This is a genomic window from Ferruginibacter sp. HRS2-29, assembly GCF_024343615.1.
Classification (GTDB): Bacteria; Bacteroidota; Bacteroidia; order Chitinophagales; family Chitinophagaceae; genus Ferruginibacter.
Map to the genome: position 1 here is coordinate 79,089 of NZ_RJUB01000141.1, position 19,004 is coordinate 98,092.

14 protein-coding genes are annotated in these 19,004 nt (G+C 44.1%); 8 read left to right on the forward strand and 6 right to left on the reverse strand.

Annotation, left to right across the window (positions count from 1 at the left end):
- Positions 1–11: 11 nt before the first annotated feature.
- The 4 genes from EGI32_RS15625 to EGI32_RS15640 form a co-directional block, all read right to left on the reverse strand.
- On the reverse strand, positions 12–1,118 hold the full coding sequence (locus EGI32_RS15625) for a hypothetical protein (protein ID WP_255156288.1): 1,107 nt from the start codon (positions 1,116–1,118) through the stop codon (positions 12–14).
- 95 nt (positions 1,119–1,213) lie between these two features.
- Positions 1,214–3,328, reverse strand: a complete 2,115-nt coding sequence (locus tag EGI32_RS15630; RefSeq protein WP_255156289.1) for a hypothetical protein — start codon at positions 3,326–3,328, stop codon at positions 1,214–1,216.
- 807 nt (positions 3,329–4,135) lie between these two features.
- Complete coding sequence (locus tag EGI32_RS15635) at positions 4,136–4,606, reverse strand: DUF6265 family protein (RefSeq protein ID WP_255156290.1); 471 nt, start codon at positions 4,604–4,606, stop codon at positions 4,136–4,138.
- Between the two features lie 103 nt (positions 4,607–4,709).
- Complete coding sequence (locus EGI32_RS15640; RefSeq protein WP_255156291.1) at positions 4,710–6,533, reverse strand: glycoside hydrolase family 2 TIM barrel-domain containing protein; 1,824 nt, start codon at positions 6,531–6,533, stop codon at positions 4,710–4,712.
- Positions 6,534–6,722: 189 nt separating this feature from the next.
- Here EGI32_RS15640 and ung point away from each other — a divergent pair, with 189 nt between their 5' ends.
- The gene (ung, locus tag EGI32_RS15645; protein ID WP_255156292.1) at positions 6,723–7,406 is read left to right on the forward strand and encodes a uracil-DNA glycosylase; all 684 of its coding nucleotides are present in this window, start codon (positions 6,723–6,725) and stop codon (positions 7,404–7,406) included.
- Between the two features lie 82 nt (positions 7,407–7,488).
- Positions 7,489–8,211 carry a 1-acyl-sn-glycerol-3-phosphate acyltransferase gene (locus EGI32_RS15650; protein WP_255156293.1) on the forward strand — a complete coding sequence of 241 codons (723 nt, stop codon included), beginning with the start codon at positions 7,489–7,491 and terminating at the stop codon, positions 8,209–8,211.
- A gap of 105 nt (positions 8,212–8,316) precedes the next feature.
- Here the strand turns inward: EGI32_RS15650 and EGI32_RS15655 are convergent, their stop codons facing one another.
- Positions 8,317–10,896, reverse strand: a complete 2,580-nt coding sequence (locus EGI32_RS15655; protein WP_255156294.1) for a putative LPS assembly protein LptD — start codon at positions 10,894–10,896, stop codon at positions 8,317–8,319.
- Between the two features lie 291 nt (positions 10,897–11,187).
- Between EGI32_RS15655 and EGI32_RS15660 the strand changes: the two genes are divergently transcribed.
- From EGI32_RS15660 to EGI32_RS15680, 5 genes are all read left to right on the forward strand, one after another.
- Positions 11,188–12,144, forward strand: a complete 957-nt coding sequence (locus EGI32_RS15660) for an N-acetylmuramoyl-L-alanine amidase (RefSeq protein ID WP_255156295.1) — start codon at positions 11,188–11,190, stop codon at positions 12,142–12,144.
- Between the two features lie 98 nt (positions 12,145–12,242).
- Positions 12,243–13,271 carry an MlaD family protein gene (locus EGI32_RS15665; protein ID WP_255156296.1) on the forward strand — a complete coding sequence of 343 codons (1,029 nt, stop codon included), beginning with the start codon at positions 12,243–12,245 and terminating at the stop codon, positions 13,269–13,271.
- A 107-nt stretch (positions 13,272–13,378) separates the two neighbouring features.
- Complete coding sequence (locus EGI32_RS15670) at positions 13,379–15,136, forward strand: OstA-like protein (RefSeq protein ID WP_255156297.1); 1,758 nt, start codon at positions 13,379–13,381, stop codon at positions 15,134–15,136.
- A 179-nt stretch (positions 15,137–15,315) separates the two neighbouring features.
- A complete protein-coding gene (locus EGI32_RS15675; protein ID WP_255156298.1) occupies positions 15,316–16,641 on the forward strand; it encodes a hypothetical protein in 1,326 nt (441 codons plus the stop codon).
- Between the two features lie 130 nt (positions 16,642–16,771).
- Positions 16,772–17,677, forward strand: coding sequence for a hypothetical protein (locus EGI32_RS15680; protein ID WP_255156299.1), 906 nt, complete (start codon positions 16,772–16,774; stop codon positions 17,675–17,677).
- A gap of 141 nt (positions 17,678–17,818) precedes the next feature.
- Here EGI32_RS15680 and EGI32_RS15685 read toward each other — a convergent pair whose 3' ends face one another.
- A complete protein-coding gene (locus EGI32_RS15685) occupies positions 17,819–18,076 on the reverse strand; it encodes a hypothetical protein (protein ID WP_255156300.1) in 258 nt (85 codons plus the stop codon).
- 126 nt (positions 18,077–18,202) lie between these two features.
- Here EGI32_RS15685 and EGI32_RS15690 point away from each other — a divergent pair, with 126 nt between their 5' ends.
- Positions 18,203–18,763 carry a PepSY-like domain-containing protein gene (locus EGI32_RS15690; protein ID WP_255156301.1) on the forward strand — a complete coding sequence of 187 codons (561 nt, stop codon included), beginning with the start codon at positions 18,203–18,205 and terminating at the stop codon, positions 18,761–18,763.
- The last annotated feature ends 241 nt before the right edge of the window (positions 18,764–19,004 follow it).

Below are 19,004 nucleotides of genomic sequence, written 5' to 3' on the forward strand. Positions count from 1 at the left end.
TTAAAAGGAACTTAGTTGGATGTTTTGTACAGGAACTTTACCGCTTTGATGGCACCATTTGAACCATGAACTTTTAACTGGTACAAATGATTGTTTTTTACAGCGGCGATCTCCCTGAGATCAAGCTTTAAAAAATTCTGCCCGTAGGAAACAGGTTGCCGGTTATTTTCCAGGCTAACTTTTTGAATGAGTTTTGTGGTAATATCCAGGAGCTCCATTTCGATGGCGGCGAAATTTTCATTATTCACAAACTCGTACTGCAATACCCCGGTACAAATGGTGAAAGGCATTTCATCTTCGTTCCTCAGCTTCACATACAGCCTGCTGCCGGGAGCGGATGTACCCGGGCTTACCACGCGGAAGGAAAAAACCTCGCTGTTACTAACCGCGTTGTTGTTGCTTAACGCTTTTACTTGCCAGGCATATAATTTACCCGTATCCAGTGCCGCTATTGAAAATGGATACTGCTGTGATGGGCCGTTGATAAAAGACTGGGTAAATACAGGAAAATTATCCTGTACTGCCTCCGCGGGGTTTTGTGTGGACAATACTTCTACCAGCGTGAGCCTGTAAGTAAGATTGTTGAATAAAAAAAGAGGAGAAGGGGGCACCCAGGTGAAATATGGCCTCACTTCTTCTATCTGCGCTTCATCTTCGGGGGTGGTTAAAAAAGGAGGAGTGGCTGGCTCTACTTCTACCAGTTCGCAATCTTCCGCCAGTTTGTCGAGCACTTCGCCATTGCGTTTGAGCAAGGTGAAGCATACGTTGTATAGCCCTACCGGCAGGAAGCCATCCGGGTTTACATCTATTCCATACCCCGGAGACAACAGGTTGTATTGAATGGGTATGATCTGGTTTGCCAGCAATTGGGTAGTACCGGGCACAAGGGTAAATTGCCTGCTCGACCCGGAGAGTATTGACTGACCGGTGCCCGCGTCGATCAACACCATATCGAGCCTCACTTCGGCAGAAGTAGTGGCTGTGTTTACCAGCATCATATTCCACAACTGGCTTTTCAGGTTAAGGCCGGCCTGTGGTATCTGTAGGTTGATCAATACCTGTGCTTCTACAGAAAAGCTATACCAAAGCAGCAGACCCGTTAACAAAATTTTTTTCATGCGTACATATTTTTCAAATTCAATGGAGTACCAACTATTTTTATTGCGGACCGCCCGGGCCCGTTGATCCCACTCCCGGCGACACCGCTTTTGCTTTACAGCAACCGCCTTGTAAAACTTACATTCATCATATCGTTGCGCAAAAAGCGCTGGTTATTGGCCGGCAGGTAACCTTGCTCTATCACGATATTAAAAGTGCCTACCTGTTTAAGATCGAACTGATAACTGCCGTAAGGCCCGGTTTTATACTCTGTATTGTTAAAGTTGTTTACTTTAAAACCAGCTCCCAGCCTGCTTCCCCGGCCGACCGCAAAACTCACAAAGCCGTTCAACGTGGTAAGATCGTAGCGGGTGCTGCCACTGTAAGACACTGACCAGCTCATGAGCATGTTTTTAAAATCGAGTACCTGGTTGATATAATAATTTTTAGAATTGTAATAAGCAAAGGAGGTATCCGAATCGTTGTTGTAAAATTTATTATAGGTAAATGTGGTGCTGGCCATTGCCCTCGCTAATTTGTAACTATGGCTGATAGTTCCATTGAAGCTGTAAAACCTGCTTTCGGCAAGCATATTATCAATCAGTGTAAGCTGCGAAACGGGCACATACCCAACACTTATCATAGGTAATTTTCGCGAACGATAAGTGGCCTGCAAACTTTTGAAAGTGGTATTCGCCTTATAGTTTTGCAATATATAAGGATTAGAAAATTCGTTTGTTTTTAATGCCGCGGTCAGTTTCAGGTGCCGGTGAAATAAATGCTGATCCAGTTTTACATTCCAGGCACGGATGGTGGAATTTGTTTGAAAACTGCTGAACGATTGAAAGTTTGCCCCGGCATATTTGTACGATCCTTCAAACCGGGTATTTGTTTTTGGATAGGCCGCAAATATCTTTACCGCCAATGCCTTGTTGGAATTATCGGTAATGCTGAACTTTTGTTTGGTGGCCGGGTTGAGCCTGTAGTCGGGTGATAGAGATTGCGCCACTTCCGCCTGCACCCACACATTGGAAGCCAGCAGGTATTTTACTTCAGCAGCAAATCCTGTGATATTGATCGAGTTGCTGCCAGGGCCACTGAGCGAGGAGGCAAACAACTGTTTGCGTCCTCCATACGCTGTGAGGATAATATGATTTTTTTCTACACGGCCTACACCGGCACGTAACATATACATGTACTGGGGAGTTTTATTAAACCGGTTGATCACAAAATCCCGAAAACGATAATCGACAGTTCCCGCGGCTATAGCCAGGTAGTACCACGAATTATATTCTGCATTGATGCCCGTGATACTTACATTTTTGCCGGTAAGTTCGGAGTAATTCAGCTGTGTGCGACCAAGGCTAAAGTTGCGCACGTTGTTGAGAAATGACCAGGCAAACGGGGGCTTCACATCAATGTTGCCATATTGCCTCAGGGAATCTTTAAGCGCCTTTGTGCTCAACATCCTGTGATCGCCGTTGATAAAATTTTTGTACCGGGCAATGTTGTCTTTCATTGCATGGTACTTCCTTTCTACCTGTTCTTTCTGAGACTTCACACTGTCCAGTTCGTTTTTCAGGTAATCGTAATGATGCAGGAAACTATCTGCCTGCTGCTTCAGGCCGGCAATAACCCTGGCACCCAGGCTATCGGCAAGACTATCGGGAGTGGGGATGTTTAAAATCTCTTTGCTTTCAAATAATCGCTGAAGTGTAATAGGATTATTCAGCAAATTCGATTTATTATTAAAATCTTCGAGGCTGAATTTATACTGCAGTTCGAGCAAATTATCCGTTAAGTGCTTCGTTTGTGCCAGTAACTTTTTGCGCAGTTCCTGCTGCATGGCATTCCTGTACATCGATGCATCGTACACCACCTGCACATCGTTGATATCCCGAAAATATTGCGAATTGCTCCTGCGCAAAAGATAGCTCACCCTGAAGGGTATACCCGCAATACCAAAGTTGAGGTGGCCGGTGGCCGAGTGTTGCTGAATATTTTTTTCTACAACAGGTGTATCTATGTTGGTGCGATAATTCCAGTTATAGGTGATAATTCCACCATTGAACGTGACCAGCTCTGCTTTGGGGGTCTGACCTTTGAGCGAAAAAGAAGGGATAAGTTTTTTGATCTGGTTTTTGATCACAGCACTATCTCTCTGAGCCAACACCTGATGGCTCAACATACTCATAAGGAGGGTTAAAAAAATGAGCTTAAGGTGGCTCATGCGTTAGTTTTGTTAGTTTAAGGGTGGCTTTAAGTAAACTTAGATAGTATTTTCAATACATGGAAGAGCACTAAGATAATTGCGTATTTTCCCTATATCTCAATTTTTCTACAATCCAACAAAACCTATACTTATTATTTTTTTTTACCATTCAAAAACGTCAAGGATAATCGTATAAATACTATGGTGTTTATACCAATAAGAGTTAACACACAACAAGAAAATGGACGACTTGAACTTTTTGGAATACTCATAACACATTTAAATACATTCAAGTAATGCCTAAGTATTCTTAATAGATGGTTTTTGCCCGTGAAAGATCTTTACACTCCAAAACCAATGCTAACATGATACCTGGCTGCGAGTAATCTGACTTTCTGCTGTATTTTAGAAGGGGTATAGTTGATTCTATAAATATTTTGATATACTCGCTACAGAACATCTTATTTTGTATCTTCATATGCACTTTAGTCCTTGTTTTAGTTCAAAATGGATCAAATGAATTAGTTCGGTTACACAATCGGTTACATAGGAAAATACTGTCTGGTAAAGATTTGATTTTAAGCGTTATAGTGTTTTGGTTCGAATCCAATCCGGGTCACAAAAATGAATGTATTTTCAACAGACGCTTATACCATCCGGGTAAGTGTTTTTTTGTATCAGCACCTACCATAAATCACTGCCAGCACTCTCTTTCCCCCTCCAAAACCATCCCTGTTTTCGCCTGATTTTGCCCAAACAAGATATCCCGGTCTGGGGGCGTTCCGACAGACAGTAAAAAAGTGACCCCATTCTTTAACTAACGGTCTAGCGTACACGCTTCATAGGAAAAGTCTGTACAGAAGTTTTCCCATCCCTGGTTCCAGAAATTTCAGCCACGAGAGAATCAGGCCTTACCAACCGGTAAGAAATGCGCTGGGGAAAATCGTGTTCCTTATTTTCAAATAAAAGTTCGCCGGCTTGGCCTTGAATTTCTTCGAAACTTACAGGCTTTCCGTCATTTTGCCCTGTAACAACAGGGATAAAAAAGAGAATATTTTCTTTCTGCAGCAGCTGCACTTTTTCCAATACAACAGTATCCCCTGCCTTTATCTTATAACTTTTACCTGCTAATTCGTTATCATTGATCTTGATCCAGCTTTCGTATATATCGCCGTTGTGCCGGTGATTCACCCAGGTACCAACCAGCCATTCCGCTTTGTGAGCGGCCAGTCGAAAAATGAATGAACTGCAGAATAAAATGGAGCTGACAGCAAAAATTAAAAATTTTATTTTCATGTGAGATAATTTAACAGCTAACTGAAGATAGCATTTCACCAAGACACTAAACGAGGTATGTAAAAAACATAATTCGTAATTCGTAATTCGTAATTCGTAATTTTTAATACTTAGTTTTTATTCTATCATAATAATTCTTCAACGTAAAAAACGCCTTCTTCTTCTTCCCTGTTTCCGATATCAATCCTTTCCTGTTCCAGAAATCCTGGTACACAGGATGCGGACGGCGTGGCGAACGAAAATCGACCAGTATCCATGGCGTCATTCCGCGAAGGCCGGGAATCGCACTCAGCATTTTGAATTGATTCTGGTACAGCAACTCCTGAAACTCTTCGCTCCACCTGGTGGCATCATCGGCATGAAAACCGCCCAATGCATCCGCACCAAATTCGGTGATGATGACCGGTTTGTTGAATTTCACATCGAACCTGTAATCCAGCATCCCTTTGGTGTCGCTGAAATACCAGCCCGCATATTCGTTGAAACTCACCAGGTCGATCTGGTCGCCCAGCGGATCTTCTATCACGATGATATTATCCTTGCGATGCACTTCCAGCGCTGCTGCCACGAGCCTGGTATCATCGAGTGAGCGGGCATGCGCCACCAGTTTACCCATAAAAATATTTCGTGGTTCACTGATGGGCGTTTCGTTTCCAACCGACCACACGATCACGCTTGCCCGGTTTTTATCTCTCGTAACAAGATCCGTCAGCTGTTGTTGAGCGTTGAGGTAAGTGGCGGGATTTTGCCATGAAATGGTCCAGTACACCGGCACTTCGGCCCAAACCAGCAGCCCCATTTCATCGGCCAGTTTCAGCATTTGTTCGCTGTGCGGATAATGCGCCAGGCGCACGTAATTACAACCCAGTTCTTTTGCCCATTGCAACAGCATGCGCATATCGGCTTCACCACGGAGGCGGCCGGGGATCAGCGGATTTTCATCGTGCATCGAGATGCCCCTTAAGAAAACCGGTTTGCCATTCAGCAGTATATCCTGCCCTTTGGTATCGATAGAACGAAAACCGATCCTGTCTGAAATGCTGTCACCCGCACCGGTGATACGCACATCGTACAACTTCGGATCTTCCGGCGACCAGTACTGCAATTTTTTTACAGGAAAATTTATTAACGCCCTGCCTGATGTGTCTGTCGTGATCGTTTTTGCAATACCTGCTTCTGCTATCTGTACCGTCACCGTTTGTTTTCCGGCAGCAGATAGCTGTACATACCCCTGAATGCTGCCAGGGGTTGATTTTGCCAACTGCAGCTTATAATCTGCTATGTAAGTTGAAGGCAATTCCACCAACAGTACATCGCGGGTGATACCGCCATAATTCCACCAGTCTGTGTTCACCGTTGGTATCTCATCCGCATGGCGGGTATTGTCGGCTTTCACCACTACCACATTATCACCTTGTTTCAACTGCCCGGTCACTTCAAATTGAAACGGCGTAAAACCGCCTTTGTGTGTGCCGAGCTTTTTACCATTTAAATAAACCTGCGCTTCATAATTGACCGCCCCGAAATAAAGGAAGTATTTTTTCCCTTCTTTTGGCGCAGCAACAAATTTGCGCCGAAGCCAGACAGTGCCTTCATAGAGCTGCAGCCTTTCAGCCTGTGAGTTCCAGTCGCCGGGGATCTTCATTGTTGGTGAAAGATCGAAATCGTACTCGATGAGCTCGCTTTTGTTCACCTGTTTCCTGTTGTCGTAATAACCGCCTTTACCGGAAGCTGACTGATCGAAAGGTTGCCGGCGGTAATCATAAAAACCGGTTTCGTAGGGATCTATGATGTAGTTCCAGCGGCCGTTGAGGGAGATGGAATTTCTGCCGTAAATATTTTGTAAGGCAGAAGGCGTCTGAGCGTTTGTCGTTATGGTAATGAAAAAGACAAGGCTGAGAATGCTGAATATTTTTGTAGAAGACATGCGATAGTTTTGAGCATGACAATATACACAAAAATCTGAACCACAAAGAAACAGGCAGCACAGAATAACACCGAGGTGAATACAACGATGCTTAGCCTCTGTGTAACCCTGTGCTCTCCACTCCTCTGTGGTTTTATATCTGTGGTTCCAAAATTGTATATTGCAATCTATATCATCAACAACAGCAGCATGGACGTTCAGATTCATCCCTCGTGGAAAGAAGTTTTGAAAGATGAATTCAGCAAGCCATATTTCCAACAGATCGTCACTTTCCTGAAAACGGAAAAGGCTTTACAGAAAACGATCTATCCACCGGGGCCGCTCATATTTAATGCATTCAATCAAACCCCTTTCGATAAAGTGAAAGTGGTGATCCTCGGCCAGGATCCTTATCACGGGCCCAACCAGGCGCATGGCCTGAGCTTTTCTGTGCAAAATGGCATCAAGCCACCACCATCGCTGGTGAATATTTTCAAGGAGATACAAAAAGATATCGGTATTGACATGCCGGTGGGCTACGGCAATCTTACTTCATGGGCGCAACAGGGTGTATTACTGCTGAATGCTGCGCTGACAGTGAGAGCCGGCGAACCTTTCAGTCATGCCAAATACGGCTGGGCCGAATTTACCGATGCGGTGATACAGACCATTTCCGACAAAAAAGAAAATGTGGTATTTCTTCTCTGGGGAAAATTTGCCCAGGAAAAACAGGCATTGATTGACGAAACAAAACATCATGTGCTGAAAGCAGCCCACCCCTCTCCTTTTTCTGCCGACAAAGGCTTCTTCGGATCGAAACATTTTTCAAAAACGAATGAATTGCTGATGAAAGACGGACTGGCACCGATAGATTGGAAATTATTAACACCCTAAATATCTATGATGTATGATCTATGATGTATGATCTTTAGAACATGCTTTATAGATCATACATCATAGATCATACATCACAGATATGAGAAATATTTTCGCCCGCATCTGGGCACTCTGGGGCATCATCAGTTTTATCAGCACTTTCCTGTTGATATTTATTCCTTCGATGATAGCCTACCTCATCAAAGACCCGCTGAAAAGCCAGCGGTACTTCATCTATGTATCAAGGATCTGGATGAACGTGTGGTTGCGGCTGATCGCCTGCCCGGTGAAGATCTCCGGCAGGGAAAATTTCGCCCCGGGCGAAAATTATGTGGTAGTGTTCAATCACAATGCATTGCTGGATGTGCCTTTATCTGCACCATATGTACCGGGCGCCAATAAGACAATCGCCAAGAAATCGTTCGCCAAAGTACCGCTGTTCGGATTGTTTTACACAAAAGGTTCGGTGCTGGTCGATCGAAAAAGTGAACAAAGCAGGGTAAAAAGTTATGAAGCCATGAAGCAGGTACTGAGAATGGGAATGCACATGTGTATTTACCCGGAAGGTACCCGCAACCGCACGGATCAGCCGCTGAAACAATTTTACGATGGCGCCTTCAAACTTTCTGTAGATGCACAAAAAAAGGTATTACCCTGTGTGATAAAAGGCACTTCCAAAGCGATGCCGATACACCAATCATTTTATCTTTTGCCCACCCGGCTGAGCATGGATTTTCTCCCGCCGGTATCCCCTGAAGGACTGGATGCGAAAGCGCTGAAGGAAAAAGTGTATCATGTAATGCTGAATGAGTATACAAAATGACGACAGACGACCGTACACAGTTTATCGAAGTGAAACGCTTAGCTGTAAATAAATGATCCATCGTTTGTGGCCTGTTGTCCGTCGTCCGTAGTCTGTTGTCAGCTTTTAGTTCCCAATGAAATACCTCGTCCTGTTCACTTTCAGATCGCGTAGCATGGGCGATTTTGGACTGATGTTGATGGTAAAATAACGCTGCCTGTCGGAGCGGGAAACGTTGATGGTCATCTGCCAGCAATGCATTTCCCTCGAGAGATACATGCTGAGCAATCCCAGTTGCTTTTGAGTGATGTTGAAAGACCCGTTCATCCCCAGTTTCCACTTTGGCGTAAGGTTGATCGAGCCGTTGAAAGTGACGTCCTGGTTGAAATCGACGGTTGATTTGTTGCTGCTTTCGATATAATTTCTGCCGAAACGTAATGAATACGAAAAGTCTACGCTCCACGGAATGCTGAAATCCACGAACTCACCCGGATTGTTGCGGATATAGGCCGCTTCCTGTTCGTAATCGTTGAGCGGCATACCGATGGCTCCTGCATTTTGCTGTAGCGTATTCTGATCGGTGAGTTCGGAACTGGTCTGTTTTGATTTATCGCCCCCTTTGAAACCGCTTTGCAAAGACACACTTCCCGAAGTAAGTGTACCAAGCGATAACGGCCTGTTTGCCCACACCAGTTTATCCAATCTCTTTCCGTTAACGTTTCGCTGGTAAGGATCGAACGTAGCACCGGCTGTAAGATTTATTTTTTCAAAAAGGTTGCTGCGGGCAGATAACGTGAGCGGCGATAACCGGAACGAATCTGCCAGGAAGTTGTACGAACCATCGAGGCGCAAACCATCGATGATGGTGATCTTCTTCAGCCCGCCATTGCTGGTGTCTTTCTTACTGCGCACTTTCATTGAAATATTATTGTCGATACTGAAACTCATCCCGCCAAACTCCCCGCGGCTGTAAGCACCGTAAATGCTTCTTTCATATTTGGAAACGTAATCGGAATCATTCAGTGAGTTGATCCTCGTTTTGTAGAAACTGGCTTTTGCCATGTCGGGTTTGTAACTCATCGATAAGGAAGGCCGTATCTCATGGCGGATGGCCTGTACCTTACTGCTCTTTTTGAAACTGTACATACCGAAGATACGGGTGGTAGCGCTGAGGCTGAACGACATTTCACGGGCTGTATAGAAACCCTGCTTACGCGTAGTGATCGTCGTGTCCAGCACATCATTCCAGGTCCTGAACGTTTGCTCCATGTACCATCTTTCGGAATAGCTGATACCCGGCGATACCTGGAACACCCCCATCTGCGGAAGCGAAAGTGTGATCGGCACCGTGTGGCTGGCACCCCACTGCAGGTTGTCTTTTATCTGCTGCACGATACGCTTGGCCGTATCTACAAAAAAAGTCTGGCTCTTGGTATTGGTAGTAAGCCCTACTCCAAGATTTTCATACCATTTGTATTCTCCTATAAAATCTTCATTTTTCCTGCGGAAAGGATAAAGCGTCACCAGGTTGAATGCTACATCCGGGATATTGAGGTTGATGACACCACTGTTGGTATTCTGGCTATGGTTGGCACTGATGATGACATTATAAGGCTTGTCTTTCCATGTTTTGGAATAAGCGATGGAAGACTGCATCTGGTTGGTGAAATTCTGCGTAGCATTATTCGGCACCAGTTGGTTGTATTTGGAGCTACCTGCACGCACACTGGCCGTGAAAGTCACGCCCGGCCTTGCTTTCGTATCCATCGTATGCGACCAGTTGATGAATACTGTACGGGTGGAAGGCAGATCGAGCGGTTTTGTTTTTTGAATATCCAGCGAAAGGTTTCCCTGGTAATGATACCGCTTGTAGTACCGCGGATTTACATTCACCGCCCATCCTCCGTAAGAATATAGAGTTCCGGTTGTGATGACATCCCAATTGGGGCTGATCACTTTATAATAACCCAATCGTTCGAGGGAGATACCGTATTGATCGCTGGCCGCGAATGTTGGTGCCAGCAAACCCGAATGCCTCCCCTGCGCCAGCGGGTAAATACCGAATGGCAATACGATGGGAACAGGTACCCCTTCAAACTCCGGATGCACCGGCCCGCTGAAAGCCATTTTTTGGGAAATGAATTTGATCTTATGGCTGACAAATGCAAAGTGCGGTGTATCGAGGTTACAGGTGGTGAATTTGGAATCGAGGGCATAGAATACATCCTTCCCTACTTTTTTGATGGTTTTACCCGAAACAAATATTTCTCCCTGCTGTGTATAAGTTCCTTTGGTAATTCCTTTCAGCGTTCGCATATCAAACACGATACTGTCCATCACGGCTTTAAAATCGGGCTGGTTGAAGGAAACGAAAGAAATCACTTTGCCGGTACTATCCCTCACCAGGTGTGCACGCACCAGTCCTGTCTGCTGATCGTATTCGATTTCCGGGGCGCCCAATTCGTTGTCTGTATATTTAATGGAAGATGTTTTTCCGTAGAGGTACATTTTTTTGGTAGGCACATCCAGCACCATCGAATCATCGGCATGGTACACTACTGGTCCATTGAGCGAATCTTTGGATATCCTGTAAAGGGAAAAACTGTCAACAGTATTTTTTTTGTAAATGGTATCACCCGCAGTAGTGATGGAAAATTTCGAGGTATCCGACTGCAATTTTGAAGGATCGGCCTTTGGAGGAGCCACGGGGAGAATATTTTTTACCGGCGGTGAATCCCTGACCGGCAATTGTTTCACCGGGGGGCTATCTGTTACATTAGCAGTTAAACTAATGTGAAAATTAGCGGATCTGTTATTTAATCCTGTGCTACAATAAGTTAATATTATAAACAGCAGTACGCATAGCCAAGCTAAACTATATTTTGCCTTACCTTTGTTTCTGTTGCTCATAAGTGTTGAAGTGCAAAAATAGCCATTATAATAAAACTGATTGTTAATTATTGAATTATAACAAAACCCATTAAATACCGGACAAATATGTTGAATAAAAAAAGACTGATCGTTCTATCCTTATTTAGTTTTTTTATTACCTCACACCATCTTTCCTTTGCGCAAACTACAAAAAAATTAAAGACCATTGTTGTCGATGCCGGCCACGGAGGCACAGATGTGGGCGCTACCGGGCAATATGAGAATTCTCTGCGGTCGAAAGAAAAAGATGTGACGCTTGCCATTTCAAAAAAACTGGTTGCCGAGTTGAAAAAACAGATGCCCGACGTAAATGTGGTGGCTACGCGTACCACGGATATCTATCAGAACCCACGCGAAAAGGCTGATATTGCCAATGATGCGCATGGCGACCTGTTCCTTTGTATACACGCCGATTCTGGTCCGCTTAAAACCGGCCGCCGCCAGATCGGTAGCCGCGAAGTAACGCGTTACAAGATCACTTACACCGGCAAAGGCAAAAAGAAGAAAAAACATTCCACTCCTTACCAGGTGACCGAGCCGGTGTATGAATATTATAAACTCCCGCTCACAAGGAAAGGCACGAGTGTGTGGATATTCGCTGCACATAAAACCACCGACAAGCTGAAAGCGATCATGAAGGAAGAAGGTGATTTTGAAATTGAAACAAGTTCGGATTCGGCTTATACCACTTTTGACCCTAACAAACCGGAAGACAGGATCAGGGCGCAGATATATGCCAAAAGGTACCAGGAAAAAAGCAGCAAGCTGGCTAAGATGGTCAACGACGAAATTACCGAAACCGGTCGCGAATCACTCGGTGTGAACCAGCGGCAGACGGGTATATGGGTATTACAGGCCACAAATATGCCGGCGATACTGATCGAGACGGGTTTTATTAACAATCCCGAAGATGAACGCTACCTCAACAGTGAAAAAGGACAGCAGGAACTCGCCGAAGCCATCACCACAGCGGTCATAAAATATAAAAAAGCCCTCGAAGACGATAAAATATCTGCCAACTAGGCAATTTTTTTGGCTAAAACTTAATTTTGGCTAACAAATTGGTTAATACCAATCATTACCGACAGGTACGAACCAAATCATCATCAAAACTATAACAGGTGAAAATTTCTAATGAGACGAAAGTAGGCGCTATAGCAGTAGTATCGGTTACCTTACTGATACTTGGATTCAATTTTTTGAAAGGCAAGAAATTATTCAGCAAAAGCACAACCCTGTACGGGGTTTACGGAAATGTACAGGGATTGCAGAATTCCAACCCGGTCATCATCAACGGGCTGCAGGTAGGTACGGTGTACAAGATCAGCACCGATAAGGACATCAGCCGTATAAAAGTGGAATTCAATATTACAAAGGACATCAACATCCCCAACAACTCGGTGGCGATGATCAAGCCCAACCCTATCGGTACCACCAGCGTGGAAATAAGGCTGGGCGATGCCAAAGCATTTCTGCAAAGCGGGGATTCCATCTTTACAGAAGCAAATGCGGGTGTTTTCAACGATATCCTGAAAAAGGTAAACCCTGTTTTATTTGAAGTACAAAAAGCCGTAAGCTCCCTAGATACCCTGATCATCAATATCAACTCTGTAATCGATCCTCGTACAAAAGGTAATATAGCCTCCACATTCGAGAACCTGAAAACGATCTCCAATTCGATGATCACTTCTACGGCTTACCTGGAAAAATTATTGAACGCGGAAACCGGGGCGCTGGCTAAAACCCTGCAGAATATGAATTCTGTCACCGGTAATCTTGCAGCCAATAATGAAAAAGTAACCAGCGTGATGACCAACCTGGATAAAACCACCACAAAACTATCGCAGCTTGATCTGCAGAGAACACTTAACAGCCTGGACAGTACGATCAATAGTCTACAGAAAATTGTGGCTACGGTGGATAGTAAAGATGGTACATTGGGCAAGCTCATCAACGACCCCACTCTTTACCAGAACCTGGCTTCTACGGGCAACAAGCTGAACCTGTTGCTGGATGATATCCGGACAAACCCGAAAAGGTATGTGAGCATATCAGTATTCGGTAAAAAAGCGAAAGGTGATCCGTTGGTTGTACCTACACCCGATACATTGAATTCACCTTATTATATTGAGAAAGTACCTAAGAACTAACAACTTCTATATTTTCGACCGAAAAAAATGCCACGAATGCACGAATAAAATATGAATAATGATATTACATTTATTCGTGTATTTGTGGCAATTATATCTACAACACGTTGAGAAATCTTTTAAAACATTTATTGGTACTGATGCTGCTTTTGGCGGCATCGGCTGGTTATGCCCAAAACGGCACCATAGCTGTTCCTGCCCCGCAGGATACTACACGGCTCATCGAGATCTTACCCGGCAGCAGAAGCATGCGCCAGTTTCAGAAAGATTCCACTACCCTCATCACCCTGGCGGGCAACGCGGCAGTGAAGCAGGGCAATACCTATATATACGGCGATAGCATAGTGGTGAACCAGCTCACCGGTGTGGCAGAAGTTTTTGGAAATGTACATATCAACGATGCCGACAGTGTGCACACTTACGCCCAATACCTCAAATACATCGGCAAAGACAGGATCGCTTATCTCAAAAAGAGCGTGCGGCTCACTGATGGTAAAGGCCAGTTGTTCACCGACGATCTCGAATACAATCTTTCTACGGGCATCGCCACTTACAAAGGTGGCGGACGGGTGGTAAATGGGAAAACGGTGCTGACCAGTTCGGATGCCGTTTATTATTCCGATACCAAGGATGTGTATTTCAAAAAATATGTGCACCTCACCGATCCGAAATACGATATCGTGGCAGACAGCCTGCTTTACAATACACAGCTTAAAGAAGCGCATTTCATTTCCCCTACCCGCATCAAGACAAAAGAAGGAACGATCATCAATACGAAGAACGGGATCTATAACCTGGAAACAGGCGAAGCGAGATTTTTCGACCGCACGGGTATCAACGATGCAAAATCGCATACTTCCATTTCGGCGGACAATCTTTTTTCGGATGATAAAACCGGCATCGCTGTCGCGGAAGGAAATGCAAAATTCGTAGACTCGGTGAATAAAGTGACCGTCATTGCCGGCAGGCAGGAAGTAAACCGGAAGGAAAATTCGTTTCTCGCCACCCGCAAACCGGTGATGATCTTTTATGATAAAGGCGACAGCACTTATGTTGCAGCGGATACGTTATTCTCCGGCCTGCGCAAATACGATACGAAAACTAGAACTACCACTGTTAAAAAAGACACACTCAAATCCACGATAGCCGTAGATCTTATTCATAAAGACACTGCCGGCGCTGCGCAGACGCTGTCGGTTTTTAAAAACGATACACTCAGGACTGTATCGCCGGTAAAACCTGCCGACAGCCTTTCGAATCTGGCCAAAACAGATACGCTGCAAAAACCTTCGATGGACAGCATCCGTTATTTTCTCGGTTTCCATCATGTACGCATCTTCAACGACTCGTTGCAGGCGGTGAGTGACAGCATGTATTACAGCACGGAGGATTCGGTATTCCGTTTGTTCCAGGCGCCGGTTTTCTGGAATGATAAAACGCAGGTGAGCGGCGATACGATGTACCTCTACACACAGAACAGGCAGCCCAAACGACTGAACGTATTTTTCAATGCGCTGGTGATCAGTAAGGAAAATGATGCGATGTACAATCAGGTCGGCGGACGCACACTCAATGCCTATTTTGCAGAAGGAAACATTGATTATATCAGGATCAAAGGTTCGCCTGCCGAAAGTGTGTTTTATCCGCAGGATGATGACAGTGCTTATGTGGGAATGAACCGCAGCAGCGGGGATGTGATCGATGTTTATTTTGTGAATAAACAGCTCAACAAGATCAAGTTCGTGAATAATGTGGATGGCACTTTGTTTCCCCTCAGAACTGTAACGAATGAACAGAAATATCTGAAAGGATTTATCTGGCAGGATAAACGGAGGCCGAAGAACAAACTGGAGCTTTTTGAGTAACAGAAAGGTTGAAGGTTCAAGGTTCAATGTTGAAGGTTGAAAGTTCTTTCCATAGGAAAGTGTCTTTCTTTGCTGAAATTTCTATCAACTTAAAACCATCAACCTTCAACCTTCAACCTTCAACCTTCAACCTTCAACCTTCAACCATCAACCTTCAACTTTCAACCTTCAACCACTAATTGAGTAAACTATTTCTTTTCATACTGCTATCGCTTTTATCTTCCACCTGCTTTTCGCAGGAAGATAAATTTATCGGCACCTGGCAGATGGACCATCATCCTGACGGTGCGGATACCACCCCTTTACTGATCAGGCTTGAAGTGGGTTCACCCGAAAAAAACCTGCTCTACCCTGCCCGGCTCACTATCAATTATGGAAATTTTTCCGGCGTCTATGAGATACTGTTGGTAAAGAAGGGTTACAGCCAATTGGGCATCGGGCGTGATAAAGCGCCGGTGAGCGAAATGCCTTTCAGCCTTGGTGGCTGGACGATCTTTCTCAATGGCACTTTTGATATCGGCCGAAACAAACTGGGTACGCAGGTGTTGACCGCAAACCGCATCGTTTCCAAAAGATACGGAGTGGACATGCCTGAACTGTTGGGTTTCCCGGACAGCACACGGATGACAGCGATGCGCATCCGCGACCTTTTGCGGGAAAGCAATATCACCCTTACCAAACTGAATGCCACCCCATGGCCCAGCAGCAGGACGATCAACATACTCACGCCCTATCTTTCCGACTCTTACCATGGCATCATGGATACGCTGAACACCAATATCAATGAGGGCCACCTCAGTTTTGCAGATAACAATAAAATCGACAATGACTCCGTTTTTGTGTTGCTGAACAATAAAATGATCATTGACCGTACAGATCTCAGCCGCGAAAATCCATCGGCAAATATTACCCTGGATACCGGTATGAACATACTGGTTTTCTTTGCGGACAATTACGGAAAAGTTCCACCCAATACCGGCAAAATGACCGTAACGATCGGAAAAGATAAATTCATCATGAATTTTGCCAACCCTGAAAATGTTTCCGCAACGTTCATCGTGGCGAAGCTTTATTATTATCCGTTGAAACCGGTCATAAATACTCCGCCTGTAACGATCCGCAATATGAAGAAAGGCAAATTGCCGGATGAATTATCAAGGAACACCAAACTGCTCGATGAAGTGCATACGGAATCGCATGAAGTAACACTGGCCATCTGGGATGATGCCCTGGAAGACGGCGACAGCATTTCGCTCAATATCAATGGCGACTGGCTGGTGAAAGGTTTTGCCGTAAAAAAGAAACCACAGTTCTTAAAAGTAAAATTGTTGCCGGGAGAAAACGATATCGTATTCATCGCCGATAACCTTGGCGCCAGTGCGCCGAACACATCCATACTGGAGATCATCGATGGAAAGCGCAGGCGTTCCTTCATGATCAGCACCGATATGAAACAGAATAACCTGGTGCGGATCACCTATGACGTTGTAGCATCGGAACCATAAATTTGCCGCAGATCTTCGCAGAAATATACAATGTGATTTAATAAGCAACCACATTATTTATCGCGTCGATGACTAATTTTTAATTTTTAATTCTTAATTGACTTGTTATCTTTAGAAAAAACCAATCTCTATGTTTAAAAGGTTCCTTTGTCTTTTTTTCGTTTCCTTTACTTTTCTGCAGATCCTGCAGGCACAAAAAAACGGCATACTACCGTTAACGGGTATACGCTATTTCAATGAAGGCATCTGGGCTAAAAATATCGATGTGAACGTAGATGGTTCCAACCTGCTGAGCGATCGCGTAGGTTTGAATAAAGAAATAGAGATCAAGCTGCAGTTGCCTGTTGGTTTCACGCCGGCGGCTGGTAATTTTTTCGCGGGAGCAGAAGTCACCTTGTTATCTTCCGGTGGAGCGGTACTTTCAAAAACACCAAATGTATTCAACTTCAATGAAGCCAAAGGCTTTCCTGCTGCGGCTTTCAAGGAACTGATCGTAAAAGTCGGGCTTCGCAGCGATATCATCAGGAGCGAACCATCCGTTACCATCCAGGTACGCTTTTTTGATCTGAAAAGTAAGAACCAGTTGCGCCTGGAGTTTCCTGTAACAATTGCCCGGCCCGGTGAGCCATTGCAGGTTTCGAAACTTGCGGTCTTTGTAAAAACAACCGATGGCTCCCCTGCCATTACCAGCATGCTGAAAATAAAAACTGCTGACGTGACAGTCGATACTTCTATCAGGGTAAACCCAAAAATGGCTTACATCAGCCTCGACATCCCTGGAATAGAAGGCACCAGCATGGATGAAGTATTGAGCGGTACTGAAACTTTCTGGGTGTATGATGAAAAACTGAACAGTGTAAAAACAGCCGACAAACTCCTGAAGAAAGTTGGCGGTTCGATGGAAAACAGTATTGTGAACTATGTATTGAAAATTCCTTATAAGTTAAAAACTTCCCCGGCTAAAAATTATGTAGTGAGGTTCAGGTGGGAAAGTAAGGATAGGAAGAAGATATTGGATATAGTGGTAACTAAATAGTTTATGGATCATAGCTTGAGGTTTATAGGACAACCTGCTAAATCCCAAGCTATGATCCATAATACTTATCAGGAGACAGACAGCCTTCTTCCGCGAAGAGTGCTCTACAATTAAACGGGCTATTCGAACAAATACCATGAATTAATTCTTCATCTTCTTCAGTTTATTCTCGTTATACCTCATATCTGCTGTCCCGTCTTTCTTCAACTTTTTATTGGCTTTAAAACGTCTGTCCGGCGTGCCGTCTGCTTTTAATTTTGACGATTCTGTCGTAGAGGATTTTGCAGGTGCTGTGGTAAAACCCTTTTTTTCGGTGGTTTTCGAAGGAGTCGCTGTTTGCGCAAAAGAAACGGTTGCGGTAGCGAGAAGCATAGATAGTGCGATCAGGAACTTTTTCATTTTTTAATTGATTTAGTCTTTTAACTATTACTAAGATATAGAATCATTGGCACTGCTCCAAACCTCAATAATTTAATAAATCAAACTTTGGCACAAAATTTTTATGAAGGAATGTAAACAATTATTATGAAAATATTCCAGCTTTTAACCATCGTAAGCGTTTCCGGACTGTCATTGATAGCCTGCAACGACTCAAAAAAGGAAACAACCACCCCCGAACAGACACCAGTAGCCGTAGTAGCAAAAGACGCCAATAAGGAAGGGGTAAAAACAGAAGTGACTGCTGAGCAGGTACCTGATACCATAGAATTGCTCTTTGCAAAAAAATATCCGAAAGCTTCCAAAACTACCTGGATGAAGTATGAGCCTGTGGAATCAGACGACATGAAAATGGATGACCAGTATTATTATGCTGTCTTCAACAGCGAAGGTGCCGATTATACTGCCTGGTACAACAACCGTGGTGAATGGGTAAAAACCTCTACGAGGGTAACCGGCAATGCCAATTTGCCCGATGCCGTTAATAAAACGATCAATGCACAATATCCGGGTTATACCATCGTGGAAATCGATAAGGAAAATGATAAGGATATGGATATGTATGAGATCGAATTGAAAAATGGCGATAAAAAAGCCAAGTTGAAAATTTTACCAAATGGCGAAGTGTTCAAACGCAAGGAAAAATAATTATAATGGATAATGGTATAATGGATAATGGATAATGGATAATTCTTTCAAGCTGTGATTACTTTCTTTGACGGGAAGATGTTCGGTTTGAAAACATTATCCATTATACCATTATCTCATTATCCATTAATAAATTATCCATTCTATTTAAATCCGGCCCAATTGGTATAAAAATCTCCCCATTTTGCCCTTTTCTCCACTGAAATTGCTGAATTTCATATAAAAATGCCTAAAGCAATAC